General features: G+C 59.8%; 22 protein-coding genes. 13 read left to right on the top strand and 9 right to left on the bottom strand.

Annotation, left to right across the window (positions count from 1 at the left end; genetic code table 11):
• Positions 1–114 precede the first annotated feature (114 nt).
• On the top strand, positions 115–1062 hold the full coding sequence (lipA, locus tag GLP52_RS04465; protein ID WP_093732216.1) for a lipoyl synthase: 948 nt from the start codon (positions 115–117) through the stop codon (positions 1060–1062).
• A 159-nt stretch (positions 1063–1221) separates the two neighbouring features.
• Here the strand turns inward: lipA and GLP52_RS04460 are convergent, their stop codons facing one another.
• Together GLP52_RS04460 and hpt are read right to left on the bottom strand one after the other, a co-directional pair.
• Positions 1222–1395 (bottom strand): hypothetical protein, encoded by a 174-nt coding sequence (locus tag GLP52_RS04460; RefSeq protein ID WP_167354508.1) that lies wholly within the window; start codon positions 1393–1395, stop codon positions 1222–1224.
• Complete coding sequence (gene hpt / locus GLP52_RS04455) at positions 1392–1928, bottom strand: hypoxanthine phosphoribosyltransferase (RefSeq protein ID WP_237271660.1); 537 nt, start codon at positions 1926–1928, stop codon at positions 1392–1394. Before hpt ends, GLP52_RS04460 begins: the two co-directional genes overlap by 4 nt.
• 67 nt (positions 1929–1995) lie before the next feature.
• Between hpt and GLP52_RS04450 the strand changes: the two genes are divergently transcribed.
• A complete protein-coding gene (locus GLP52_RS04450) occupies positions 1996–2445 on the top strand; it encodes a type II toxin-antitoxin system RatA family toxin (RefSeq protein WP_237271659.1) in 450 nt (149 codons plus the stop codon).
• Between the two features lie 67 nt (positions 2446–2512).
• Here GLP52_RS04450 and GLP52_RS04445 read toward each other — a convergent pair whose 3' ends face one another.
• From GLP52_RS04445 to GLP52_RS04430, 4 genes are all read right to left on the bottom strand, one after another.
• Positions 2513–3694, bottom strand: coding sequence for an ammonium transporter (locus tag GLP52_RS04445; RefSeq protein ID WP_237271658.1), 1182 nt, complete (start codon positions 3692–3694; stop codon positions 2513–2515).
• Positions 3695–3854: 160 nt separating this feature from the next.
• Positions 3855–4322 carry a CinA family protein gene (locus tag GLP52_RS04440; RefSeq protein ID WP_272903346.1) on the bottom strand — a complete coding sequence of 156 codons (468 nt, stop codon included), beginning with the start codon at positions 4320–4322 and terminating at the stop codon, positions 3855–3857.
• Positions 4315–4812 (bottom strand): phosphatidylglycerophosphatase A family protein, encoded by a 498-nt coding sequence (locus tag GLP52_RS04435; RefSeq protein ID WP_093732221.1) that lies wholly within the window; start codon positions 4810–4812, stop codon positions 4315–4317. Before GLP52_RS04435 ends, GLP52_RS04440 begins: the two co-directional genes overlap by 8 nt.
• Positions 4809–5951 (bottom strand): bifunctional 2-C-methyl-D-erythritol 4-phosphate cytidylyltransferase/2-C-methyl-D-erythritol 2,4-cyclodiphosphate synthase, encoded by a 1143-nt coding sequence (locus GLP52_RS04430; protein ID WP_237271657.1) that lies wholly within the window; start codon positions 5949–5951, stop codon positions 4809–4811. The genes GLP52_RS04435 and GLP52_RS04430 overlap by 4 nt, the downstream gene beginning before the upstream one ends.
• Positions 5952–6133: 182 nt before the next feature.
• Between GLP52_RS04430 and dusB the strand changes: the two genes are divergently transcribed.
• The 5 genes from dusB (at position 6134) to ntrX (ending at position 13348) form a co-directional block, all read left to right on the top strand.
• Positions 6134–7120 (top strand): tRNA dihydrouridine synthase DusB, encoded by a 987-nt coding sequence (gene dusB, locus GLP52_RS04425; protein ID WP_237271656.1) that lies wholly within the window; start codon positions 6134–6136, stop codon positions 7118–7120.
• Positions 7120–8211 carry a two-component system sensor histidine kinase NtrB gene (locus tag GLP52_RS04420; protein ID WP_237271655.1) on the top strand — a complete coding sequence of 364 codons (1092 nt, stop codon included), beginning with the start codon at positions 7120–7122 and terminating at the stop codon, positions 8209–8211. The genes dusB and GLP52_RS04420 overlap by 1 nt, the downstream gene beginning before the upstream one ends.
• A gap of 3 nt (positions 8212–8214) precedes the next feature.
• Positions 8215–9588 (top strand): response regulator, encoded by a 1374-nt coding sequence (locus GLP52_RS04415; RefSeq protein ID WP_093732225.1) that lies wholly within the window; start codon positions 8215–8217, stop codon positions 9586–9588.
• Positions 9589–9720: 132 nt separating this feature from the next.
• The gene (locus tag GLP52_RS04410) at positions 9721–11943 is read left to right on the top strand and encodes a sensor histidine kinase NtrY-like (RefSeq protein ID WP_237272644.1); all 2223 of its coding nucleotides are present in this window, start codon (positions 9721–9723) and stop codon (positions 11941–11943) included.
• Positions 11936–13348 carry a nitrogen assimilation response regulator NtrX gene (gene ntrX / locus GLP52_RS04405; RefSeq protein WP_237271654.1) on the top strand — a complete coding sequence of 471 codons (1413 nt, stop codon included), beginning with the start codon at positions 11936–11938 and terminating at the stop codon, positions 13346–13348. Before GLP52_RS04410 ends, ntrX begins: the two co-directional genes overlap by 8 nt.
• Before the next feature lie 10 nt (positions 13349–13358).
• Here ntrX and GLP52_RS04400 read toward each other — a convergent pair whose 3' ends face one another.
• Complete coding sequence (locus tag GLP52_RS04400; RefSeq protein WP_237271653.1) at positions 13359–13829, bottom strand: hypothetical protein; 471 nt, start codon at positions 13827–13829, stop codon at positions 13359–13361.
• Between the two features lie 152 nt (positions 13830–13981).
• On the opposite strand from GLP52_RS04400, the gene trkA reads away from it, so the two are divergent.
• From trkA to GLP52_RS04375, 5 genes are all read left to right on the top strand, one after another.
• Positions 13982–15358, top strand: a complete 1377-nt coding sequence (trkA, locus tag GLP52_RS04395) for a Trk system potassium transporter TrkA (protein WP_237271652.1) — start codon at positions 13982–13984, stop codon at positions 15356–15358.
• Between the two features lie 34 nt (positions 15359–15392).
• A complete protein-coding gene (locus tag GLP52_RS04390) occupies positions 15393–16928 on the top strand; it encodes a TrkH family potassium uptake protein (RefSeq protein WP_237273423.1) in 1536 nt (511 codons plus the stop codon).
• 140 nt (positions 16929–17068) lie between these two features.
• Positions 17069–17308 carry an RNA chaperone Hfq gene (gene hfq / locus GLP52_RS04385; RefSeq protein ID WP_005853497.1) on the top strand — a complete coding sequence of 80 codons (240 nt, stop codon included), beginning with the start codon at positions 17069–17071 and terminating at the stop codon, positions 17306–17308.
• A gap of 56 nt (positions 17309–17364) precedes the next feature.
• Positions 17365–18603: a GTPase HflX gene (gene hflX / locus GLP52_RS04380; RefSeq protein ID WP_237273422.1), complete on the top strand. Its 1239-nt coding sequence runs from the start codon at positions 17365–17367 to the stop codon at positions 18601–18603.
• Positions 18604–18716: 113 nt separating this feature from the next.
• The gene (locus GLP52_RS04375) at positions 18717–19118 is read left to right on the top strand and encodes a DUF2177 family protein (RefSeq protein ID WP_093732231.1); all 402 of its coding nucleotides are present in this window, start codon (positions 18717–18719) and stop codon (positions 19116–19118) included.
• Positions 19119–19194: 76 nt separating this feature from the next.
• On the opposite strand, the gene GLP52_RS04370 is transcribed toward GLP52_RS04375, so the two are convergent.
• Both GLP52_RS04370 and GLP52_RS04365 read right to left on the bottom strand, forming a co-directional pair.
• Positions 19195–19758 (bottom strand): pseudouridine synthase, encoded by a 564-nt coding sequence (locus GLP52_RS04370; RefSeq protein ID WP_237271649.1) that lies wholly within the window; start codon positions 19756–19758, stop codon positions 19195–19197.
• A complete protein-coding gene (locus tag GLP52_RS04365) occupies positions 19755–22223 on the bottom strand; it encodes a penicillin acylase family protein (RefSeq protein WP_237271648.1) in 2469 nt (822 codons plus the stop codon). Before GLP52_RS04365 ends, GLP52_RS04370 begins: the two co-directional genes overlap by 4 nt.
• A 48-nt stretch (positions 22224–22271) precedes the next feature.
• Between GLP52_RS04365 and GLP52_RS04360 the strand changes: the two genes are divergently transcribed.
• Positions 22272–23195: an NAD(P)-dependent oxidoreductase gene (locus GLP52_RS04360; RefSeq protein ID WP_272903345.1), complete on the top strand. Its 924-nt coding sequence runs from the start codon at positions 22272–22274 to the stop codon at positions 23193–23195.
• Positions 23196–23215: the final 20 nt, after the last annotated feature.

The following is a 23215-nucleotide window of genomic DNA, read 5'->3' as shown; positions in this document are numbered from 1 at the left end:
CAATGGGCTTGAAATCGTGGCGACACGCAAGGCTGTCCTGCGGATGAGAACTCCCTCTTTCATGCGCCGCGCGAAGCGACTACATAAGGGGCGTATTCCCAACGGAGCCTGATCATGCGAGACCTGAAAATCCCCGAGCAGCGCCACCCTGAAAAGGCCCGACGCCCCGATAATCCACAGCCGAAAAAGCCGTCTTGGATTCGGGTAAAGGCACCGGGTGGGAAGGGGTATGCAGATACCGCCAAGATCATGCGCGAGAACAAACTGGTCACGGTTTGCGAAGAAGCGGGCTGCCCGAATGTCGGCGAATGCTGGTCGCAAGGCCACGCCACCATGATGATCATGGGCGAGGTCTGCACCCGCGCCTGCACCTTCTGCAACATCGCCACGGGGCGCCCGCCAGAAGCTCTTGATATCTTCGAGCCCGGGCGCGTCGCCGATGCGGTGTCTAAATTGGGGCTGAACCATGTGGTCATCACCAGCGTCGACCGCGACGATATCGAAGACGGCGGGGCAGAGCATTTCGCACAAACCATCCGCGCCGTGCGCAAACGGTCGCCGGGCACCACAATCGAGATTCTCACACCGGATTTCATCCGCTGTGATCCAAAGGTGCTTGAAACCGTGGTCGAGGCGCGGCCGGACGTGTTTAACCACAATCTGGAAACGGTCCCCGGGCTGTACCCCGAAGTCCGCCCCGGTGCGCGGTACTTCCATTCGCTGCGCCTGTTGCAACGGGTGAAAGAGCTTGATCCGACCATGTTCACCAAATCTGGCATCATGGTGGGCTTGGGCGAAAACCGTCAGTCCGTGATGCAGGTTATGGAGGACATGCGCGCGGCAGATATCGATTTTCTGACCATTGGGCAGTATTTGCAGCCGACGCCAAAGCACCACGCAGTGGACCGGTTTGTGCACCCTGATGAATTCGCCGCCTATGAAAAATCGGCCTACGGCAAGGGATTCTTGATGGTATCTGCGACGCCGTTAACTCGGTCCAGCTATCACGCGGGCGACGACTTTGCGCGCTTGCAGGCGGCGCGGTTGGCGAAGCTGGGTTGAAGATAAGGGGCGCTGCCCCTCAATCTCAAAAACCATAGTGAGGGGCGCTGCTCCTCAAGCTCATTCCCGATAATGAGGGGCACTGCCCCTCAAACTCACTCCCGATAATGAGGGGCACTGCCCCTCAAACTCCCCGGGATTTTTTGCCATTTGGAAGAATCAGAAGGGTTTCTTGATGCGTTCGGTTGTGGCCCATTCAGGCCAGTAGCCAAAATATTCTGCGCCAAAGATCAACGCGCCGGCCAGTACGACCGCAAAGACAAACTTAACGCGACTGGCCGAGGGCGGATTTTGCACCCAACGTCTCATGCGCATCAGCCATGCGATGTTCATGTAAAGCGGACCTTGCCGATAAACGGCTGGTTGCGGTCGCGCTGTGCGAAATCGATGCCATACCCCACGACAAATTCATCGGGAATTTCAAAGCCGATCCAGTCGGCCTTCATGTCCACCTCGCGGCGGCTGGGTTTGTCGAGCAATGCGATGGTTTTTAGCCGCGCAGGTTCACGCGACATCAGCAGGTTGCGCACGTGGTGTAGGGTGTGGCCCGTATCGACGATATCTTCGACGACCAATACGTCACGGCCTTCGATTGCGCCGCGCAAGTCCTTGAGAATGCGGACTTCCCGCGTGCTTTCCATACCATCGCCATAGCTGGACGCTTCTAGGAAATCGACTTCGATGGGCAGGTTTAGTTCACGCACAAGATCAGCGATGAATACGAAGGACCCGCGCAGCAAACCGACAACTGTCAGCTTTTCAGTGCCTTCGAATTCGGTCTGAATTTCACGGCACAGGGTTTCGATCCGCGCGGCAATTGCCTTGGCCGAGATCATCTCATCGATGACATATGGTCGCGTTGTCATGGGTTTTACCTTGAAAAAGGAGGAGTTAAGATTTCATAAGGGCTAACTTCATGACAGATGGAAATCAATGCCTACCCATTCAGAGACCCGCGAGCTGCCGTATACCGCCCAACAGATGTATGATCTGGTGGCCGATGTGGCGTCATACCCCGAATTTTTACCCTGGACCGCCGCCGCGCGGATCAAAAGCCGTGAGGACAAGGGCGATCACGAGGTGATGGACGCCGATCTTGTCATCAGTTTCAAGGTGTTTCGTGAACGGTTCACCAGCCGCGTTGTCCTGTGGCCAGACGCCAAAAAGATCGACACCGAATATCTGGACGGCCCGTTCAAGTATATGAAGTCGAACTGGGGGTTCGAGGACATTGGCGACAGCAGATGCAAGATACATTTTTTTGTCGATTTTGAATTCAAGAATGCGATTTTGCAAAAGATCATCGGTGTCGTATTTAACGAGGCGATGCAGCGGGTGGTGCGCGCATTCGAGAAACGCGCAGCTGTGCTATATGGCGCGTAGGCATAGCGCCGTTTAAAACGACAAAGGCCCCAAGAAGGGGCCTTTGCGTGTGTTTGTTCGATTTGGGTCAGCTGCTTAGATCATAGGCCCGTTCACCATGAACCGACAGATCGAGCCCGTTGACCTCGACCTCTTTGCTGACACGCAGTGGCGTGATTGCCTTGCAGACCAGCACCAGCACGACCGTCACCACCGTGGTATAGACCCCAACAATTGCCAGCGATCCCAGCTGTGCGGTCCACGTGCCCGCACCAAGCGCAGCGATCATGATGGTGCCAAAGATACCACCGACACCGTGCACAGCGAATACATCGAGCGTGTCGTCGATTTTGACCTTGTTGCGGATCAGCACGACGGCTTCTTGACACAGGATACCAGCGACAGCGCCGATCAGCAGGGCTGCCCACGGGCCGACGAATCCGGATGCCGGCGTGATTGAAGCGAGGCCCGCAATGGTGCCCGTGACGATGCCCACCAGGGACGCTTTGCCGAACTTGATCCGCTCCCACAGTGCCCACGTCAGCGACGCCGTCGCGGCAGATATGTGGGTCACGGTGATTGCCATCGCGGCCCCGCCGTCAGCCGCCAGTTGCGAGCCACCATTAAAGCCGAACCAGCCGACCCACAGCATCGCCGCACCTATCATCACAAGGCCGGGATTATGAGGCGGCGTGTTGTGGTTCAAACGTGGGCCGAGGAACACGGCAAGGATCAACGCGGCAAGACCGGCTGTTTCATGCACGACGATGCCACCTGCAAAATCGCGCACGCCGACCTCGCCAAAGATACCGCCATCCGCAAGAAAGCCACCGCCCCAAATCCAGTGCACCACCGGCGCATAGCACAGCAGCATCCACAGGCCTGAAAACAGCATCACAAAGCCAAAGCCGATACGTTCAACATAAGCACCGACGATCAGCGCTGGTGTGATGATCGCAAAGGTCATCTGGAAGGCGAAGAACAGGATCTCGGGCAGGGTGCCTGACAGGCTTTCTGCGGTAACGCCCGACAGGCCGATCTTGCCCAAACCGCCCCAGATACCCGAGGTATCCGGTCCAAACGCGATGGAGTATCCGGCGAAAAACCACAGCACGCTCATCAGACAGGCGACGCCGTAGCAATGCATAAACACGCTCAGCACGTTGCGGCTGCGCACGAGCCCGCCATAGAACAGGGCCAGCCCCGGTAATGTCATGAACAGGACCAAGGCCGTGGCCGTCATGATCCATGCCGTATCAGCTGCGTTCATCTTGGTTTCCTCCCGAAAGGTTTTAGGTTGCAAACGGGTGAAACGGATGTGCGCGTCGGAAAAAAGTTAAAAAGCGGGCAAAGCCGGTGATTAAACGGGCGTTTCTACATTCGCCGAAAATATAGGCAGTAATTTAGCCATGCCGCCTGTTATGCGGGCGTTATGCAATCGCCTCAATAATCAGCCCCAAGGCGAAATCTCGGGCAGCGAGACGGACTTTATCGCGCCCCAATGCGCCGAACTCTTGCGTTTGGGTGGTGATACCCGACGGCGTGGCGAGCCCGAAACAGACACGGCCTTCGGGCTTATGCTCTGACCCACCGGGGCCTGCGATGCCGGTGATCGACACGGCAATCTGAGCCGCGGATCGTGCGAGCGCACCGCGCGCCATCTCTAACGCGACTTGCTCGGATACCGCGCCGTGGACGTCCAGCGTCGCGGCGCTGACACCGAGCAAGTCGATCTTGGCGACATTGGTATAGGTGACAAAGCCGCGGTCAAAGATCGCCGATGATCCGGGCAATTCGGTCAGCGCGGCAGCGACCATGCCGCCGGTGCAGCTTTCTGCACAGGCGATCATGACCTCGCGCGCGCGCGCACGATCCAGAAGGGCATGCAGATCAGGCAAAGAGATACACGTGATAGAGCACGGCCAGTGCAATCACCCCGAGCAGAGCGAAGATGCCTGCAAAGATATCATCCAGCATCACGCCAAGCGCATCTCCGCGCCGGTCGGCCCAGCCGATGATCAGCGGTTTCCAGATGTCGAACAGACGGAACAGGGCAAAAGCCGCGATCCAGCCGGGCCACATCACAAGGATGTTCATATCCATCGTCCAACTGGCATAGCTGAGCGGCAGCAGCGCGACCCATTGGCCCGCAACCTCGTCGATCACGATCTCGGACGGGTCATGGTCGGTGCTGCCTGCGGTCATCTGCGCAGTGGCCCACCAGCCTGCTGCAAATGTGAGGATCACGCCCGCAATCAGCAATGGCAGCCCGCCGATCACATGCAGCAGCCACGCCCAAGGCAGCGCCACAAGCGAGCCCCAAGTGCCTGACGCGGGGCGGATATAGCCAACCCCCAGAACGGTCGCGATCAGCTTTGCCAAAGTCATAGTTTCACCAATGTTGCTGTGGCCATGCAGGCGATGCCTTCGCCGCGGCCGGTAAATCCCAAACGTTCGGAAGTGGTTGCCTTGACCGAAACGCGGTTTTCTTCAAGCGACAGTATATCGGCCATCACGCGGCGCATCTCTGCGGCATGAGGCCCCACTTTGGGGTATTCGCAGATCAGCGTGCAATCGACATGGGTCAGGGTGAACCCTTCGCTGCGCGCCAGATCGGCGGCATGACGCAGAAAGATATGGCTTTGCGCGCCTTTCCATTGCGGGTCAGACGGGGGGAAGTGCTGGCCGATGTCCCCCATAGCCAGCGCACCATAGATCGCATCGGTGACAGTATGCATGCCAACATCAGCGTCCGAGTGTCCCACAAGCCCTTGATCATGCGGGATATCGACTCCGCAAAGGGTCACATGATCCCCCGGACCAAAGGCGTGTACGTCGAACCCGTTGCCGGTGCGAATATCCATCGAAGACTCCAATATACGGGCGGCGCGGGACAAATCACCCGGCACCGTGATTTTCAGGTTATCCACGCTGCCAAGGGTGATGGCAACCGCAACACCCGCGGCGCGTGCGACTTCGACATCATCGGCGGCGACACCTTTGAACGCGGCATGAGCGGCGCGGATTGTGGCAGCGTCGAAGCCTTGGGGGGTTTGCGCGGCATAAAGCGCCGTGCGGTCCTGCGTGCCTGCAACGGCACCGTCTTCGGCAACCCAAAGCGCGTCAGTGACAGGCAGACCGGGGGCGGCCGCGGCATCCGTGGCCAGCGCGTCGATCACGCCGTCGATAATCTGCGGCGTGACACAGGGGCGGGCGGCATCGTGGATCAGCACCAGATCGGCATCGCCCAGCAACGCCAGCCCATTGCGGACTGATGCTGCGCGATCCGCGCCCCCTTCGGCCACAAGGCAGCCTTGTGCGTTAAACCCTTCGGCCTCAGCCATGTCACCGGCGCTCAGAACGATGATGATCCGCTCGATCTTGGGATGCCGTTGGAATGCGGCCAGCGTGTGGTCGATCACACGTTTCCCGCAAAGCGGCTGCCACTGCTTTGGCACTGCGCCACCCGCACGTGTGCCCCGTCCGGCAGCCACGATGAGAGCGGCGATTTTCGGTGTCGGCGTCATCGTCCACTCCCTTAGATAAACTCGCCCCGTTCTAAGCAGGGAAAGCTGCCGGCGCAATCGGCTGCACCATGTGATTAAATTTTAGGCAATGGGTCAGTTTTTCACCGGCCAGAGCTGCTGGTTTGATTGAGTTCCCACCCTTGGCTCGGTACACCAAAGGCAACTGCACAAGGATTAAGCGTTTGGATCTCTCGGATCTGCCTTTCAAACTCGACCCGCCGGTTCTGCTGGCCCCGATGGCGGGGATCACCGATTTACCGTTCCGCAATCTGGTCGCGTCCTTCGGCGCAGGGCTGGTGGTGTCCGAGATGGTCGCCAGCGTCGATATGATCAATGCCCGCCCCGGTACGCTGGAAAAGGCCGAACTGGGTCTGGGCGTAGAAGGCACTGCCGTGCAACTGGCGGGCCGCGAAGCCGCGCCAATGGCCGAAGCCGCGCGCATGGTCGAAGGGCAGGGTGCGCGGGTGATCGACATCAATATGGGCTGCCCCGCCAAGAAAGTGACGCAAGGCTTTTCCGGCTCTGCGCTGATGAAAACGCCCGACCACGCGCTGCGCCTGATCGAAGCGGTCGTGAATGCCGTCAAGGTGCCCGTCACGCTCAAGACGCGGCTGGGGTGGGACGACGATATGCTTAACGCGCCGCAGATCGCTGCGCGGGCCGAAGAAGCGGGGATCACCATGATCACCATCCACGGGCGCACGCGCTGCCAGTTCTATAAGGGTGCCGCCGATTGGGCTGCCATTGCGGGCGTCAAACAGACGGTCTCCATTCCTGTGATCGCCAATGGCGATATCATCAGCACCGATGCCGCGCGGCAGGCGTTGGCGCAGTCGGGTTCCGACGGTGTCATGATCGGGCGCGGTGCCCAAGGCAAACCGTGGCTGCTGGCTCAAGTGGCCCATGATCTGTTCGGCGCGCCCGCACCGGTTATCCCGCAGGGAGCCGAATTCGCGCGCATGGTGGCGGACCACTACGAGGCGATCATCCGGTTCTATGGCGAGGTGATCGGCCTACGCGTCGCCCGCAAACATCTGGGTTGGTACATGGATACCAGCAACACGCCCGCCGATCTGCGCCGTGCCATGTTGACCGCATCCAGCCCCGCTGACGTGCACCGTCTTATTCCGTCCGCCTGCTTGCCGGACCACCAGTTGGAGGCCGCCTGATGTCGCTGGATGCCGTCTTTGCATCGCTGCCCGTGCCCGCCATTTTGATCGACACCGATGACACGATCGCCGAGCTGAACTCCGAAGCCGAAGGGTTTTTGAACGCCTCTGCCAAATCCGTGCGCGGTGTGCCGGTGTGGGACATGATTGCCGTCGATGCTCCGTTAGAAGAGGCGTTCACCCGCGCCCGCGACAATGGCACGCCCTTGTTCGTGAATGATGTGGATGTCGGCAGCGGTCAGCGTCCGCCGGTGCAATGTGCGCTGCATTTTGCGCCGCTGATCGATGCCGCCGGGCAGATGATCCTGATGATCACCCCGCGCGAGATGGCCGGTCGGATGACGCAGAATAATTCAGTCAAATCCGCCGCCAAATCCGCCATCGGCATGGCCGAAATGCTGGCCCATGAGATCAAGAACCCGCTGGCAGGGATCACGGGTGCCGCGCAATTGCTCAGCATGAACCTGAGCACCGAGGATCTGGAGCTGACCGATCTGATCGTCGCGGAATCGCGCCGAATCGTGAAGCTGCTGGAACAGGTCGAACAATTCGGTAACCTCATGCCGCCGGAGCGCAAGGCGGTGAACCTGCATGACGCGCTTGATCGTGCGCGCCGTTCCGCGTTGTTGGGATTTGGCGCGCGCATGAAGATCATCGAGGATTATGACCCCTCGCTGCCGCCGGCCTTGGGCGACAAGGACCAGCTGTTGCAGGTCGTGCTGAACCTGATCAAGAACGCGTCAGAGGCGGCGGGCCCATCGGGCGGCACGATCCGGCTGCACAGCTATTACGAACATTCCTTCCGCCTGCGGCGCTCTGACGGGACGGCACAGTCGCTGCCGCTGCAGATCGAGGTGATTGATGACGGCCCCGGCCTGCCCGAAGCGATCCGCGCCGATGTCTTTGAACCCTTTGTGTCGGGGCGCGAGAACGGCACCGGTCTGGGGTTGGCGCTGGTGAGCAAGATCATTTCCGACCACGGCGGCTGGATCACGGTAGATTCGGTTCCCGGCAAAACCGTGTTCCGCATTTCGCTGCCGCGGGCCGACAAGACCCAAATTGAAAATACAGCTTCCGAACAGGAGAGATAACAGATGGATGGCACAGTTCTGGTTGCTGACGACGACCGCACAATTCGCACCGTTCTGACACAGGCACTGACCCGCGCAGGCTGCAAGGTGCACGCGACATCCAGCCTGACGACCCTGATGCGTTGGGTGGGTGAAGGCAAAGGCGATGTGGTCATCTCGGATGTGGTGATGCCTGACGGCAACGGGCTCGAGATGCTGCCAAAGATTGCACAGGACCGTCCCGGCCTGCCTGTGATCGTGATCTCGGCGCAGAACACGATCATGACCGCGATCAAGGCAGCAGAGGCCGAGGCCTACGACTATCTCCCCAAGCCTTTCGATCTGCCTGACCTGATGAAACGTACGGCTCGCGCGCTTGAACGCAGTGGTCCGACGCGGCGTCCGGCGCAGACAAGCTCTGACACCGATGGGGACCGCGATGATCTGCCGCTGGTGGGGCGCACGCCAGTAATGCAAGCGCTGTACCGCGTGGTGGCGCGGGTGATGAACACCGATCTACCGGTCCTGATCTGGGGTGAATCCGGCACCGGCAAGTCGCTGATCGGCAAGGCTATCCACGATTTTTCCGACCGGCGGAACCTGCCGTTTGTCACCGTGACCTCGGCCGACTTGCAAGACATCGAGGGCCCGATGCGCGCGCTGGCACGGGTGCGCGGCGGCACGCTGTTGATCGACGAGATCGGCGATTTCCCGGAGGAACTTCAGGCGCGTATCGCGCGGATGATGGATTCTCCCGGTGAACATGCGCCGCGTTTTCTTGCGACCAGCCAGTCCGACATGGCCGCCGCGATGAAAGCGGGTACGCTGCGCCGCGACCTGTACTACCGTCTTTCGGGCGCAACGCTGCATGTCCCTGCGCTGCGCGACCGGGTAGATGACATTGCCTTGCTTGCAGCGCATTTTCTTGAACGGTCTGAAACCGGCAATTCCGCGCCACGTGCCCTGTCTGAAGGGGCGGCAAAAGTCTTTGCTAACTATCAATGGCCCGGTAACGTGCGACAGCTGGAACACGCGATGCGCCAACTGGCCCTGACAAGTCGTGCGCCAGAGATCACCCAATCCGAGGCAGAGCAAGTTCTGGGGGCCCAGCCCGATCCCGAACCCCTGCGCGCGCAGGCCAATACCGAAAAGCTCGGGGCGTCCGTAGAGCGGCATTTGCAACGATATTTCGATCAGCATGGTTCAATGCTGCCGCCCCCCGGTCTTTACGCCCGCATTTTGCGCGAAATCGAAGCGCCCTTGATCGAGATTGCACTGGCCGCAACCGCGGGTAACCAGGCGAAATGTGCCGACTTGTTGGGAATCAACCGTAATACATTGAGAAAAAAGATCACCGATCTCGATATTGAGGTGACACGCGGTCGAAAAATGATGTAAAAGCGCCACATAACCGTGGCCATCTAGCCTCAAGGCTGGATCAGGATCACATAAATGGGCGGTTGATGCATTCGTGCATCACATCATCGGTGAGGATAGCGGGTGCTTACCCGGTCACGCAGCTATTATCTTATGCGGCTTGAGCGCCTGCGCCGGATCAGGCGCGTGCGTAATCTGGCGACCCTGGGGCTTGTGGTTCTGGGGCCGGTGCTTGCGCTTGTCACCTATCTGGTGCTCGGGCCCCTCGAACAGGGCGGCAATACGCCAAGCTTGCGCATCATTCTGCTGATTGATCTGGTCTATATCCTGCTGGTCGCCGCACTTGTTCTGAGCGAGGTCGCGCGGTTAATCGCGGCACGTCGGGCGAAATCCGCAGGATCGCGGCTACACCTTCGGCTGACCGGCGTGTTCGCGTTGATGGCGTTGATCCCGACGGTCAGCGTCGCGGTTTTTGCGGGGCTGACGATCAATGTCGGGCTTGAGGGGTGGTTCTCGGATCGGGTGCGGTCTGTGGTGGGGAACTCTCTTGCTGCCGCCGAAGCCTATGAAAACGAACAAAGCGATGATCTGCGGGAGGATGCGATAGCACTTGCCCGTGCGATCGATCAGGCCCGCAATCAGGGTGTTGATGTGCCCGATACACAGCTTTTGGCGGATGGGCAGCGCCTGATCCAGCGGGGTCTGCGCGAGGCCTATATGATCGACGGCACCGGCGAGATCCGCGCGCGCGGCGACCGGTCCTATCTGTTTGATTTCGAACAACCGACCCCCGAACAGATCCGCGCGGCGCAGGCGCTGGACGGTGCACCGCTGGTGATCGAGGACTGGGCCAACAATGAATTCCGCGCTCTGGTTTTGATGGAGGCCTTCATCGATCGCTACCTCTACGTCAGCCGCGACGTGGATGGCAAAATCCTGTCACTGCTTGATGACACCAAGGAAACCGTGCGGCTGTATCAACAGCTTGAAAACGAACGCGGCAAGCTGCTGTTCGAATTCGGGCTGCTTTACGTAGGGTTTGCGGTGATCCTTATTCTGGCGTCGATCTGGCTGGGGCTTTGGTTCGCGGAACGTCTTTCGGGCCCCGTTGGCCGTTTGACGGGGGCGGCACAGCAGGTTGGTGCCGGTGATCTTGAGGTGCAGGTACGTGAAGAAGACGGCGATGACGAGATCGCGATGCTGGGGCGCTATTTCAACCAGATGACGAAGCAGCTTAAAGGCCAGCGTGAAACCTTGCTCGACAACACGCGCCAGATTGAACGCCGGCGCCGCTTGTTTGATTCAGTGCTCAGCTCGGTCACCTCGGGCGTTGTAGGTCTGGACCCTGAAGGGCGGGTCGCCTTTGTGAATCGGTCCGCCGCGCGGCTGCTGGACTGGAGCGAGGACCAGCAATCGTTCGCGCTTTCGGTCGCAGTCCCAGAATTCGCGACGTTGTTCAACACTGTGGTGACTGGCAAGAACGAGGTGGCGCAGGGCGAGATCAAAGTCTCGCGCCAAGGGCAGATGGAAAACCTGCTGGTGCGTGTCGCCACCCGCCGTAGCGAGGACGGCCGGCTCGAGGGCTATGTTGTGGCCTTTGACGACGTGACCGATCTGGTCAGCGCGCAACGTATGGCGGCTTGGGGCGATGTCGCGCGCAGGATTGCACACGAGATCAAGAACCCGCTGACCCCGATCCAGTTGAGCGCAGAGCGGATCCAGCGCAAGTTCGGCCCCAAGCTACCTGATGATGCGGCAAGCCTCGAGCAACTCACTGGTGTGATCATCCGACAGACCGGCGATCTGCGGCGCATTGTCGACGAATTCTCGAAATTTGCGCGCATGCCAGAACCCGAGACATCGGTGCAAAACGTGGTTCAGGTGCTGCGGGATGCGGTCGTGCTACAGCAGTCAGGCCAGCCAGACGTCACCATCAGCGCCAATCTGCCGACGCAGGACGTCATGGCGCGCATTGATCAGACAATGCTGTCGCAAGCCTTAACAAATTTGATTAAGAACGCGGGCGAAGCCATTGAAAGCCGACACGAAAACAATCCTGACGCAGAGATTGAACCCCGTATCAAGGTGCAGTTGACCACCAGCCAAACAGCGCTACAGATTACCATAGCGGACAATGGCATCGGATTGCCGGAAGACCGCGCACGACTGTTCGAGCCATATGTCACCACCCGCTCCGAAGGGACTGGTCTTGGCTTGTCCATCGTGAAAAAGATCATTGAAGAACACGGCGGGACATTATCGTTGGAAAACGCACCGGTCTTTGCGGGCGAAACACATTTCGGCGCAATGGCGGTCATCACGCTCCCCCTTGCTGCCCCCACCGGAACCCCAGAACTGGAGACCCATAATGAGTGACATTCTGATCGTTGACGACGAGCGCGACATCCGCGAGTTGATTTCCGACATTCTGGAGGACGAAGGTTTTGTCACGCGACTGGCGGGCAATTCGGACGACGCGATCGCGGCCATCAATGCCGAACCGCCTGCGCTGATGATCCTTGATATCTGGCTGAAAGACAGCCGGATGGACGGGATCGACATTCTGAAAACAGTAAAACGGGACAATCCGGATGTGCCTGTTGTCATCATCTCCGGGCATGGGAATATCGAAATCGCGGTCGCGGCGATCAAGCAGGGTGCCTATGACTTCATCGAAAAACCCTTTAATATTGATCAGCTGATGGTGGTGATCCGCCGCGCGATGGAGACCTCTCGCTTGCGCCGCGAAAACCAGAGCCTCAAGCGGCGCGAGGTGGTGAGCACCGATATGATCGGCAGCTCGACCTCATTTAAGACCCTCATGGGGCAGCTTGATAAAGTTACCAAATCCAACGGCCGCGTCATGTTGCGCGGGCCTGCGGGCGCGGGCAAGGAAATCGCCGCGCGCTATATCCACGCCAATTCCAACCGCGCTTCGGCACCGTTTGTGACGGTCAATTGCGCCAGCGTTGCGCCGGACCGGATGGAAGAAGTGTTGTTTGGTCGAGAAACCCCCGAACGCGGCGTCGAACCTGGGCTGCTTGAACAGGCGCATGGCGGTGTGATCTTCTTTGACGAGGTCGCCGATCTACCGCTTGGGACGCAATCGAAAATCCTGCGGGTTCTGGTGGATCAGCAGTTCACACGCGTCGGCGGCAACGACAAGGTCCGCGTTGATCTACGCGTTATATCCAGCACAAGCAAAGACTTGGATGCCGCAATCAAGGAAGACACATTCCGTCAAGAGCTCTTTCACCGGCTGAACGTCGTGCCGATCTCGGTCCCGTCACTGGAAGACCGTCGCGATGATATTCCGGTCTTGGCCCGCCATTTTATTGCCGATTTCAACACCTCGCAAGGTCTGCCGCTGCGTGAATTTTCTGGTGATGCAGAAGCGCTTTTGCAGACGATGGTCTGGCCCGGTAACGTGCGCCAACTCAAGAACCTTGTGGAACGCGTGCTCATCCTTGGCGATGGGACTGGCCCGATTGAGGCGCGCGAACTGCCGGGCGAAGAAGAGACCACCGACGACGAAGGGCGTGTCGTCTTGTCAGGGGCCTTGGCCACTTTGCCGCTGCGTGAAGCCCGCGAAGCATTTGAACGTGAATATCTGCTCACCCAGATCAATCGTTTCGGCGGGAACATCAGCCGCACGGCGAATTTCGTTGGAATGGAACGGTCTGCCCTGCACCGCAAGCTCAAGAGCCTCGGGGTGGTGACCTCTGCCAAGTCCGGCACGCGGGTGGCGCATGTGGATGATGACGGGGCCAGCGAAGGCTGACCCCCGTGGCCTAGCCTTGGGTCACGATCTGGAAGCTGCCATCGCCATTGCGGATCACGCAAGACTTGGCGTTCAGCGCGGGCAGGGCGGTGGTGCGCCCTACTGGCGCGGATTTGGCGATGCCTGCGGGACACTGCGGGATCGACACCGGCGCAAAGCCCGCGTCTGCCATGCACTGTGTTTCGACCCGTTTGCGCAGATCGGCACCTGGGTCCACCGTATAGGTCTGACCCGGTTCAAAATATCCCGCGCGGGTATAGCAGCGCCCGTCGGACCGGCAAATCTGGCGCGGCGGGATAAAACGCGGCGGTGTGCGTAGGGTCTGTAGGGCCACCGGCACCTTCGCCAGCGCATCGACCTGGCATTGCGTTGTCTGCCGTTCAACCATCGCGACAGAGGCACCAGGTTTATAGTAGGTATTAAGCGGTGCGCAGGCCGCCAGTGCCACGCCACCCCATATGATAACTGCCGCTTTGCGCATCAGTTGACTCCTTCACACTATGGCGCAACTCTGACATTTGAATTGACCCTTGCATAGCCATCTGTCATTCAAATCACTGGCATATCACGGGTCACGCGGGCACGCCCAGCTGGTGACGCAAGGCAAGGCTTTACGCCAAAGGAACCCCATTTATGAAAGTGATCATTTGCGGCGCAGGGCAGGTCGGGTGGCAGATCGCCCGCCATCTTTCGGGCGAACGCAACGACGTCACGATCGTTGACAGCAACGCCGATCTGGTGCGCCGTGCGACGGATACGCTGGACGTGCAAGGGATCGCGGGGTTTGCAAGCTATCCCGACGTGTTGGACCGTGCGGGGGCACGCGACGCCGAGATGATCATCGCTGCGACACATTCGGACGAGGTCAATATGGTCACCTGTCAGGTGGCGCATTCGGTCTTTGGCATCAACCGCAAGATCGCACGCCTGCGCAGCCAATCCTATCTGACGGCGATCTATTCGGATCTTTACCGCCGCGACCACATGCCGATCGATGTTGTGATCTCGCCTGAAAAAGAGGTCGCCAATGCGGCACTGCAGCGGCTTTCGGCGCCGGCGGCCTTTGACACTGAAACCTTCATGGACGGTATGGCGCAATTGCTCGGCATCCAGATCGACGAGGACTGTCCGGTCGTGAACACGCCGCTGCGCCAATTGACCGACCTGTTTTCCACGCTGCGCGCGGTTGTGGTCGGGGTGCGCCGGGACGGCACGCTGTTTGCGCCTGAATCAAAGGACCAGCTGTTTGTCGGCGATGCCTGCTATGTCTTTTGCCACCGCGATGACATCCCCCGCACGCTCGAGATTTTTGGCAAGACCACCAGCAAGCTTGAACGTGTCGTGCTTGTGGGCGGGGGGAATGTCGGGCTGGCCGTGGCGCAGAACCTCGAGGCGCGCGGCAAGCGGGTGCGCACCAAGATGATCGAGAAGAACCGCCGCATCGCGGAACGCGCCGCCGAGGCGTTGGAGCGGACGATCGTGCTCAACGGTGACGGGCTGGACGCATCCCTGCTGGCCGAAGCGGGCATTGGCCGCGCCGATGCGATGATGGCGATCACCGATGATGATAAAACCAACATGCTGGCTTGTGTGCGGGCCAAATCCGAAGGCTGCCCCTATGTCATCGCGCTGATCAACGACCCCACGCTGGTCCCGCTGATGGAGCCTTTGGGCATCGACGCCTATATCAACCCCCGCTCGACCACCGTCAGCTCTATCCTGCGGCACATCCGTCACGGGCGGGTGCGGTCGGTCTATTCCATCGGCGACGCCGAGGCAGAGGTGATCGAAGCCGAGGTGCTGTCAACCTCTCCGATTGCGGGCAAACGCGTCTCTGACATTGATTTTCCCGAAGGCGCGCTGATGGGCATGGTCCGCAAGGGCGACGAAGTGATGCGCCCGCTAGGCACGACCCGCATTGAAGAAGGCGATGTCATCGCTGTGTTCTGTCTGGCAAAAGACGTGCCGCAGGTCGAACAGCTGATGCAGGTCTCGATCGACTTTTTCTGATGGCACCTGCGCCCATATCACCGGAGCGCCGCACGTGAGACGCAAATCCTATATCCGCCGCGAGATCCTCGAGCTGCCGCTGTTCCTGCTGATCTTTGGCGTGTTCAGCGCCTCAACGATCTTCCCGGCGATCTTTGCCCTGTCCACGCAGGACCACCTGGCGTCGCGGGCATTTTTCTATTCGGGGCTGCTGGGGGTGATTATCTTTACCCTGATCGCGGTCGCCCATGGCGGACGGCGCGCGCGGCACGGGGCCTTGGGGCCGTTGATGTCGCTGTTTTCCAGCTTTGTCTTTTTGCCCGCGCTGCTGGCGATCCCGTTTCTTGAGGCCCTGCCGACCACGCGCTTCCTGCACGCCTATTTCGATATGGTCAGTTCTATCACTACGACTGGCGCGACCCTGTTCGACGATCCGGGCCGGATCAGCGACACGCTTCATCTGTGGCGCGCGCAGGTCGCATGGATGGGCGGGCTGCTGATGTGGATCGCGGCCTCGGCGATTTTGGCTCCTTTGCACCTCGGCGGGTTCGAGGTCACTTCGCAGGCCGAACCGGGGAACCCGGACGAGCGGCGCAGCAATATGGGCCAGATCAATCCGCGCCAACGGCTGCTGCGGGCGGCTGGCGCGTTGACGCCCACATATTGCGCTTTGACGTTAATGCTGTGGGTGCTGCTGCTGGCCAATGGCGACCGGTCGTTGGTGGCGCTGTGCCACGCGATGTCGGTGCTTGCGACCTCGGGCATATCGCCCTTGGGCGGCACCCATGACACCGGTGTCGGCTTTGGGTCCGAAGCAATGATGATGCTGTTTATGCTGTTCGCGCTGTCGCGGCTGACCTTTTCAAAGGACACGGTGACGGCAACCCAAGGCGGTCTTTTCACCGACCCCGAATTTCGCATCGGCCTGGCGTTGATCCTTGGCGTCCCTGCGCTTCTTTTCGTGCGGCATTTCCTGGGGGCGTTCGATGTAGACGCAAGTGCCGAAGCGCTTGAAACCGGTAGCGCGTTCTGGGGTGCGATGTTCACGGTAACCTCGTTCCTGACGACCACCGGATTCGTCAGCGCATCCTGGGCCGAGGCCCAAAGCTGGTCGGGGCTCGAAACGCCGGGGCTGATCCTGATGGGGTTGGCGCTGATCGGGGGCGGGGTGGCGACCACCGCGGGTGGGGTCAAACTGCTGCGGGTCTTTGCGCTTTATCGCAACGGTGTGCGCGAAATGGAGCGCTTGGTCCATCCGCACTCTGTTTCCGGAGCCGGACAGGTGGGGCGGCGGCTGCAAAGCAACGGGGCGTTTATCGCTTGGATCTTCTTTATGCTCTTCGCCTTGTCGCTCGCGGCAGTGACCTTGCTCCTGACCTTTGTGGGTGCGCCTTTTGCCGACGCGCTGGTCATGTCGGTGGCGACGCTTTCCACCACAGGCCCGTTAATGGAATTCGCCGCCGATGCGCCAATCATGCTGATTCAGCTCGGCGACGGGGCCAAAATCATCCTATGCGCGGCAATGGTGCTTGGGCGTCTCGAAACCTTGGCTATTATTGCACTGCTAACCCCTGCTTTGTGGCGCACATGACACGCAAGGTAGCTTTGGGCGCAACAGTTCTGACATTTTGGGGTGGAAAGTCCCTTCACAGGTCTTCATAGTCTTTCGAACGGGGGACCGATCCGCGGTTGCCAGCAAGAATAACAGCAAGAACAAGAGCGAGACCAACAATGGCGGCTGACCGACAAAACCTGCAAGACGCATTCCTGAACCATGTGCGTAAGACAAAGGTGCCGGTAACGATTTTCCTGATTAACGGCGTGAAGCTTCAAGGTGTTATCACGTGGTTTGACAATTTCTGTGTTCTGCTACGCCGCGATGGCCAATCGCAGCTTGTTTATAAACACGCGATTTCTACGATCATGCCTAGCACGCCAATCTCACTATACGAGGGTGAAGACGCTAATTGAGCCGACCTCCATTCCAAATTGATGACACCGCAGGCCCGAAGCGTACTCGGGCTTGGGTGATTCACCCTGACATCAAGTCAGACAATGACCGCCGCGTTGCAGAGCCCGCCTTGGCCGAAGCCGTCGCACTGGCGCATGCATTGCCGCATCTGGATGTCGAAGGGTCGAATATCGTGCCCCTGCGCACCGTGAGCGCGGGCATGCTGTTCGGCTCCGGTAAAATCCAAGAGCTCAAGACCGTCTTTGAAGAGGCTGAAGTTGACCTTGTTCTGGTCGACGGACCCGTCACACCTGTGCAGCAGCGCAACCTTGAAAAGGCGTGGAACGTCAAACTGCTGGATCGCACCGGTCTCATCCTCGAGATTTTCAGCGACCGTGCGGCGACCCGCGAGGGTGTCTTGCAGGTCGAGATGGCAGCATTGAACTATCAGCGAACGCGGTTGGTCCGCGCCTGGACCCACCTTGAACGTCAACGTGGTGGTTTGGGCTTTGTCGGCGGGCCCGGTGAAACCCAGATTGAATCGGACCGTCGTGCCATTGACGAACAGCTTGTGCGCTTGCGCCGGCAGCTGGACAAGGTCGTCAAAACCCGCGCCCTGCACCGCGCTGCGCGGGCAAAGGTGCCGTTCCCGATTGTCGCGCTTGTCGGCTATACCAACGCCGGTAAATCGACGCTTTTCAATCGTATGACCGGCGCCGAGGTAATGGCCAAGGATATGCTTTTTGCCACGCTGGACCCAACAATGCGCAGCCTTGTGTTGCCCGATGGGCCAGAGATTATCCTCAGCGATACCGTGGGCTTTATCTCTGACCTGCCGACCGAACTGGTCGCGGCCTTCCGCGCGACGCTGGAAGAGGTGCTTGCCGCGGATATCATCTGCCACGTGCGCGACATTTCCCACGCCGAAAGCGAGAGCCAGGCCCAGAACGTGCGGGATATTCTGACGTCATTGGGCGTGCCCAAAGATACGCGCAGTTTTGAAGTCTGGAACAAGCTGGACCAGCTTGATGACGACCGCGCCGACGCCGTACGTGCCCGTGCGCAACGCGATGACGGTGTCCTTGCCATCTCTGCCATCACAGGCGAGGGGCTGGACGAGCTGCAAGCAGTCATCGCCGAAGCGCTTCAGGGGGCTGTGCGCGAGGCCGAGCTGACTTTGGCCTTTTCCGATGGCAAAAAGCGTGCGTGGCTGTTCGAACAGGACGTCGTGATCGAGGAAACCCAGACCGAAGACGGGTTCAATCTGATCGTACGCTGGTCCGCGCAGCAAGAAGCGCAATACCAGCGGCTGTAAGGCCGGCGGGTCTCGGGACCATACAAAAGGAGATAAAAACCGCTCGGAAAAGTCGCATTTTCCGGGCGCTGCTGCATATGATTAGGGAGCGTTGATTTTTCCCGGAGCCCCCGATGACTTTGATTATTCTTTATGTACTGACATTCGCGATCTTTCTGGGGCTCGATTTTCTGGGCCTCAGCTATTTGATCAAACCGGTTTTCAGCCGTGATATCGGCCCCTTGCTGCTGGACCAGTTCCGGCTGCTGCCTGCCTTTGTCTTCTACGCCTTCTATATTGCTGTGCTGCTGTACTTCGTCAGTTGGCCCGCGATTGCGCAGGATAAATCCTTGCTGTGGGTCTTTTGCAATGCGGCGCTGATCGGGGCCTTGGGGTATGGCACCTATGAGTTCACCAACCTCGCGACGTTGAAAGACTGGACACCGCAGATGGTGGCGACGGATTTCTCGTGGGGGGTGGTGCTGACCGGGACCTCTGCCACGTTGGGCGTCTGGGTCACGCGGGTGTTTTCCTGACGTATCTGCGCAAAGGTCAAGAGGGGGCCAGCCCCCCGGCCTTTGGCCGTCCCCCGGGATTTTGGGCCATTTGGACTTAGCGGCCAAGCTCGGATGAAAAGCGCCAAGCGCCGGGTTGAAGCTTGTGCAGTTCCCAGTCTCCGACACGCGCACGGATGAGGCGGAGCGTCGGTAGCCCTACATGCGCTGTCATGCGGCGAACCTGGCGGTTGCGGCCTTCGGTGATGGTAATCTCGAGCCATGCGTCGGGCACGGATTTACGAAAACGTACGGGCGGTTCGCGATTCCACAGGGGGTCGGGCGGGTCGATCAGCCGCGCCTTGGCGGGAGCGGTTTTGCCGTCTTTGAGCATCACACCACTGCGCAGAGCGCTAAGGGCCTGTTCATCCGGCGTGCCTTCGACCTGAACCCAATAGGTTTTGGCCAGTTTGTATTTCGGATGCGAAATGCGGGCCTGAAGCGGGCCGCTGTCGGTCAAGACCATGAGCCCTTCGCTGTCACGATCGAGCCGGCCAGCAGGATAGAACCCTTTTTCGTCAATATAGGCAGACAAGGTCGGACGCGGCGATCCTTCGGTGCCTTTATCGGTGAATTGAGACAGTACGCCGAAAGGTTTGTTAAAGAGGATAACGCGGTTCATGGGGTCTCCGGTATCAGCTTGGTGATGCCAACGGGGGCAGCGCGGGCAAGATCCTCGTCGAGCGACATGGGGATGTATTCGCCGCGCCGCCAGAGCTGTGCCAGATCGTCATAGTAGTCTGACAGGAAGTGCCCCGACTGCCCCGTCGAGGTGACAAACACCGATGAATCCGGGTCGGCAAAGTCATAGACTCCGCGGAACCCTGCGCCGTGGACGTTGGCAAAAGGATCAGGCCCCGTGCCCCGTGTGCGGCCCCGCAGCAGCGTGTTGTCGCCGCCTGAGGTCGACTGACGGATATTCACGAAATAGCGCAGCACGGGCACTTCGCCCAGGGTCTGGTGGTCGTGGGTTGCCTGATGCGCGTCGCCCCACCGCAGGGATTCAAGCTGGCTGCCCCAAGTTTCATTGATCCAGACCAACGCGTCGTCCAGCGCGAGACGCGCCATATCGGGGCAGGTCTCTTTCGGGGCGGATTGTAGCACGTCGCACCATGCGGCCGCACCGTCCACATCACGGAAAACACGTTCGATGAACAGCGGATCGACGTGGTCATATTCCTGTGCCAATGCGCCCAGTTCGTCCTGGATCAGGCGTTCTTGCAGCGCGCGCACCCAAGCCGCATAGATCAGCGGTTCGGGCAGGTGTTCGCTCATCTCTCCTGACCAGCCTGCCAGCAGGGTAAGCGCCCGCTGGCGTTGACGTTCAGGCGTGCCGTCGGGCGCGGTTTCGCCCGTGAACCAAAGTTCGGCACCGATCAACGGAAGCAACGAGCGGGCCGTAAAGCTGACCGTATCAAGCTGCGCTTCGATAAAGCTGTCACGCGTGTGGACCTGCCGGCGCTGCATCAGGCTACGCCAACGCTGGATACGTTGGGTATCGCCCCAAAGGAAGGACACGTGGTTGGGAAAAGGCCGGTCGACGGTTTTGTTGTTCGTATTGCCGAGTATCCCGCCGCGCGGCGAGAGGAATTCGGGATTCGCGCTATAGGGCAAGCGACCTTGCCAGCGGTTGGCAGCGATCCACCCGGGCGTGGGCATCCGCCCTTGGCTTTGGTGGGCTGCGTCACGGGCAGGCAGCGCGCCGATGGTTTTCATCGCTATCGTGTTCACATCCACCAGCGTCAGGTTCTGCGACGGTGCGATATAGGCCTCGCCGGATGCGATCCCTTCCTCGACGGTCTTTGCCTCCATCAGCTGCATCGCGGCGGCGATAGAAGTATCGGCGGGATCAAGCGCGGTCCAGTTTAGCGCAGCGACATGGCCGGGTGGCGTGATTGCCGCCAGGTTATAGTGGCTGCCCGGCAGCACCGGCCCGTTGTCCGTCCAGCGCAGGGTCAGCGTGATGGGGTCGGCGTCTTTGACGGTGATGATTGATGCGCGCTTGCTGAACCTTTTGAACCCGTCGGGGGTGCGGTATTCCTCTGAGTTGTCGGGGTTCAGCTCTTCGATATAGACGTCCTGATCGTCGGCATAGGACGATGTGATACCCCAGCCAAGCGCACTGCTGCGGCCTGTCAGCACCACGGGGATGCCGGGAATGGTACCGCCGATGACACCGCCCGATTGCAGTTCAAGCCGTGCGAGGTACCAGATGGTCGGTGCGGTAAAGCCCAGATGCGGGTCATTGGCGATCAGCGTCCCCCCCGAGGCAGAACGATCCCGCGCTGCGGCCCATGCGTTTGATGCGCCCGCAAGGTCAAAGGTTTTGAACGGTGACAGGGGTGACGGATCAAGCGGGATATTGGCGGCGAATTGCGGTAGGCCCGGTGCCAGTTGGGCATATTCAGGCAAGGCTGCGATGCCGCTGCCCGGCGCGTCGGGTAGGATGTCGGCCAGCCGATCTTGATCTGGCAGGGCAAGCGACGTGCGCGCACGTTTCACCTCGGCATCCAGATGGCCCGACAGCTGTAGCGCCATCAGCTTGACCAATGCGACGGAATCCGCCGCACGCCAAGGGGCAACGGGGGCATCGAACAGCAGCATTTCAGGGGCACCACGGCCTAAGGCTTCTTTGTTGATCTGGTCCAGACGCGCATTCACACCTTCAGCATATGCGTCTAGCGCCGCACGGGTCTTGGGGTCGAGCGCCTGAAGCGACTGCACCGACAAAGTATAAAGATCAAATCGGCGCAGCAGACGGTCTATGCGCACGGTGGCGGTGCCAAACACCTCTGAAAGGCGCCCCTGAACCGTGCGGCGCATGGTGATCATCTGCCACAGACGGTCTTGCGCATGGGCGAAACCCAGCCCGTAGAACACATCGCGGTCATTCTCACCGAAGATATGCGGCACATTGGCATTGTCGCGCACGATCTCTACCTCGGCGCTGAGGTGGGCCACCTTAACCGTATCATCATATTCGGGCAGCGACCGCGAGGCGAGCCAGTAGGCCCCGCCAACACCAATCACCGCGATCACCACCAACAGCGTTGCAATTCGCATCAGCCACCGAAAAACCACTGCCATGTCACGCTCCTGGGTAATATCCGGACGCAATTGACCAATGTGCGCGGGATGATAGGTTCCCCACAGGCAATAGCGCAACTGAATGGCAAGGAAAAGACGATGACAAAGCTCGCATTTTTGGGACTGGGTGTGATGGGGGGGCCGATGGCCGCACATCTGCAAAAAGCGGGACATGACGTGACCGTCTATAACCGCACTACGCAAAAGGCCCGCGCTTGGGCAGAGACACACGGTGGCAAGATGGCAGAAACGCCGAAAGCCGCTGCCAAGGGGGCGGAAATCGTGTTCTCCTGCGTGGGTAATGATGATGATCTGCGGTCGGTTTGCCGAGGCGACGATGGCGCCTTTGCGGGCATGGACGAGGGCACGATCTTTGTGGATCACACCACCGTATCGGCAGCTGTCACGCGCGAATTATATGCTGCTGCCGCTAAGGGCCAGATCAGCTTTGTCGATGCGCCAATTTCGGGGGGTCAAGCGGGGGCCGAGAATGGCCAATTGTCAATCATGTGCGGTGGCGACACCAGCGCGTTTGAAAGGGCGTTGCCCGTGATGGAGGTCTACGCCAAAATCTGCCGTCGCCTGGGCGGCAGCGGTGCCGGCCAAATGACCAAGATGTGCAACCAGATCGCCATCGCTGGTCTGGTCCAGGGCCTGAGCGAAGCGCTCCATTTCGCCCATAAGGCCGGGTTGGACGGGCGCGATGTGGTTGAGGTCATCAGCCAAGGTGCCGCTGGCAGCTGGCAGATGGCCAACCGCTACGAGACGATGCTGGATGATAAGTTCGACCACGGGTTTGCCGTGGACTGGATGCGCAAGGATCTGGGGATTTGTCTGGACACCGGCAACGAGATCGACGCGAGCCTGCCTGTCACGGCGCTGGTCGATCAATTCTATAAGGATGTGCAGAAAATGGGGGGCGGACGTTGGGATACGTCCGCGCTGTTCAAACGTCTGAACGCCTTGGGCTAGGCCCAAAGCTGCCCGATCCG

The organism is Sulfitobacter sp. M22, assembly GCF_021736025.1.
GTDB classification, from domain to species: domain Bacteria; phylum Pseudomonadota; class Alphaproteobacteria; order Rhodobacterales; family Rhodobacteraceae; genus Sulfitobacter; species Sulfitobacter litoralis.
Note: the sequence above shows the minus strand (reverse complement) of the source record. Positions and strands in the feature narration are given on the sequence as shown.

Excerpts from the sequence above, each read along its gene's own strand:
- lipA (WP_093732216.1), top strand. The coding sequence starts at position 115 with ATGCGAGACCTGAAAATCCCCGAGCAGCGCCACCCTGAAAAGGCCCGA.
- GLP52_RS04460 (WP_167354508.1), bottom strand. The coding sequence starts at position 1,395 with ATGAACATCGCATGGCTGATGCGCATGAGACGTTGGGTGCAAAATCCG.
- hpt (WP_237271660.1), bottom strand. The coding sequence starts at position 1,928 with ATGACAACGCGACCATATGTCATCGATGAGATGATCTCGGCCAAGGCA.
- GLP52_RS04450 (WP_237271659.1), top strand. The coding sequence starts at position 1,996 with ATGCCTACCCATTCAGAGACCCGCGAGCTGCCGTATACCGCCCAACAG.
- GLP52_RS04445 (WP_237271658.1), bottom strand. The coding sequence starts at position 3,694 with ATGAACGCAGCTGATACGGCATGGATCATGACGGCCACGGCCTTGGTC.
- GLP52_RS04435 (WP_093732221.1), bottom strand. The coding sequence starts at position 4,812 with ATGACTTTGGCAAAGCTGATCGCGACCGTTCTGGGGGTTGGCTATATC.
- GLP52_RS04430 (WP_237271657.1), bottom strand. The coding sequence starts at position 5,951 with ATGACGCCGACACCGAAAATCGCCGCTCTCATCGTGGCTGCCGGACGG.
- GLP52_RS04420 (WP_237271655.1), top strand. The coding sequence starts at position 7,120 with ATGTCGCTGGATGCCGTCTTTGCATCGCTGCCCGTGCCCGCCATTTTG.
- GLP52_RS04415 (WP_093732225.1), top strand. The coding sequence starts at position 8,215 with ATGGATGGCACAGTTCTGGTTGCTGACGACGACCGCACAATTCGCACC.
- GLP52_RS04410 (WP_237272644.1), top strand. The coding sequence starts at position 9,721 with ATGCGGCTTGAGCGCCTGCGCCGGATCAGGCGCGTGCGTAATCTGGCG.
- ntrX (WP_237271654.1), top strand. The coding sequence starts at position 11,936 with ATGAGTGACATTCTGATCGTTGACGACGAGCGCGACATCCGCGAGTTG.
- GLP52_RS04400 (WP_237271653.1), bottom strand. The coding sequence starts at position 13,829 with ATGCGCAAAGCGGCAGTTATCATATGGGGTGGCGTGGCACTGGCGGCC.
- trkA (WP_237271652.1), top strand. The coding sequence starts at position 13,982 with ATGAAAGTGATCATTTGCGGCGCAGGGCAGGTCGGGTGGCAGATCGCC.
- hfq (WP_005853497.1), top strand. The coding sequence starts at position 17,069 with ATGGCGGCTGACCGACAAAACCTGCAAGACGCATTCCTGAACCATGTG.
- GLP52_RS04375 (WP_093732231.1), top strand. The coding sequence starts at position 18,717 with ATGACTTTGATTATTCTTTATGTACTGACATTCGCGATCTTTCTGGGG.
- GLP52_RS04370 (WP_237271649.1), bottom strand. The coding sequence starts at position 19,758 with ATGAACCGCGTTATCCTCTTTAACAAACCTTTCGGCGTACTGTCTCAA.
- GLP52_RS04365 (WP_237271648.1), bottom strand. The coding sequence starts at position 22,223 with ATGGCAGTGGTTTTTCGGTGGCTGATGCGAATTGCAACGCTGTTGGTG.
- GLP52_RS04360 (WP_272903345.1), top strand. The coding sequence starts at position 22,272 with ATGATAGGTTCCCCACAGGCAATAGCGCAACTGAATGGCAAGGAAAAG.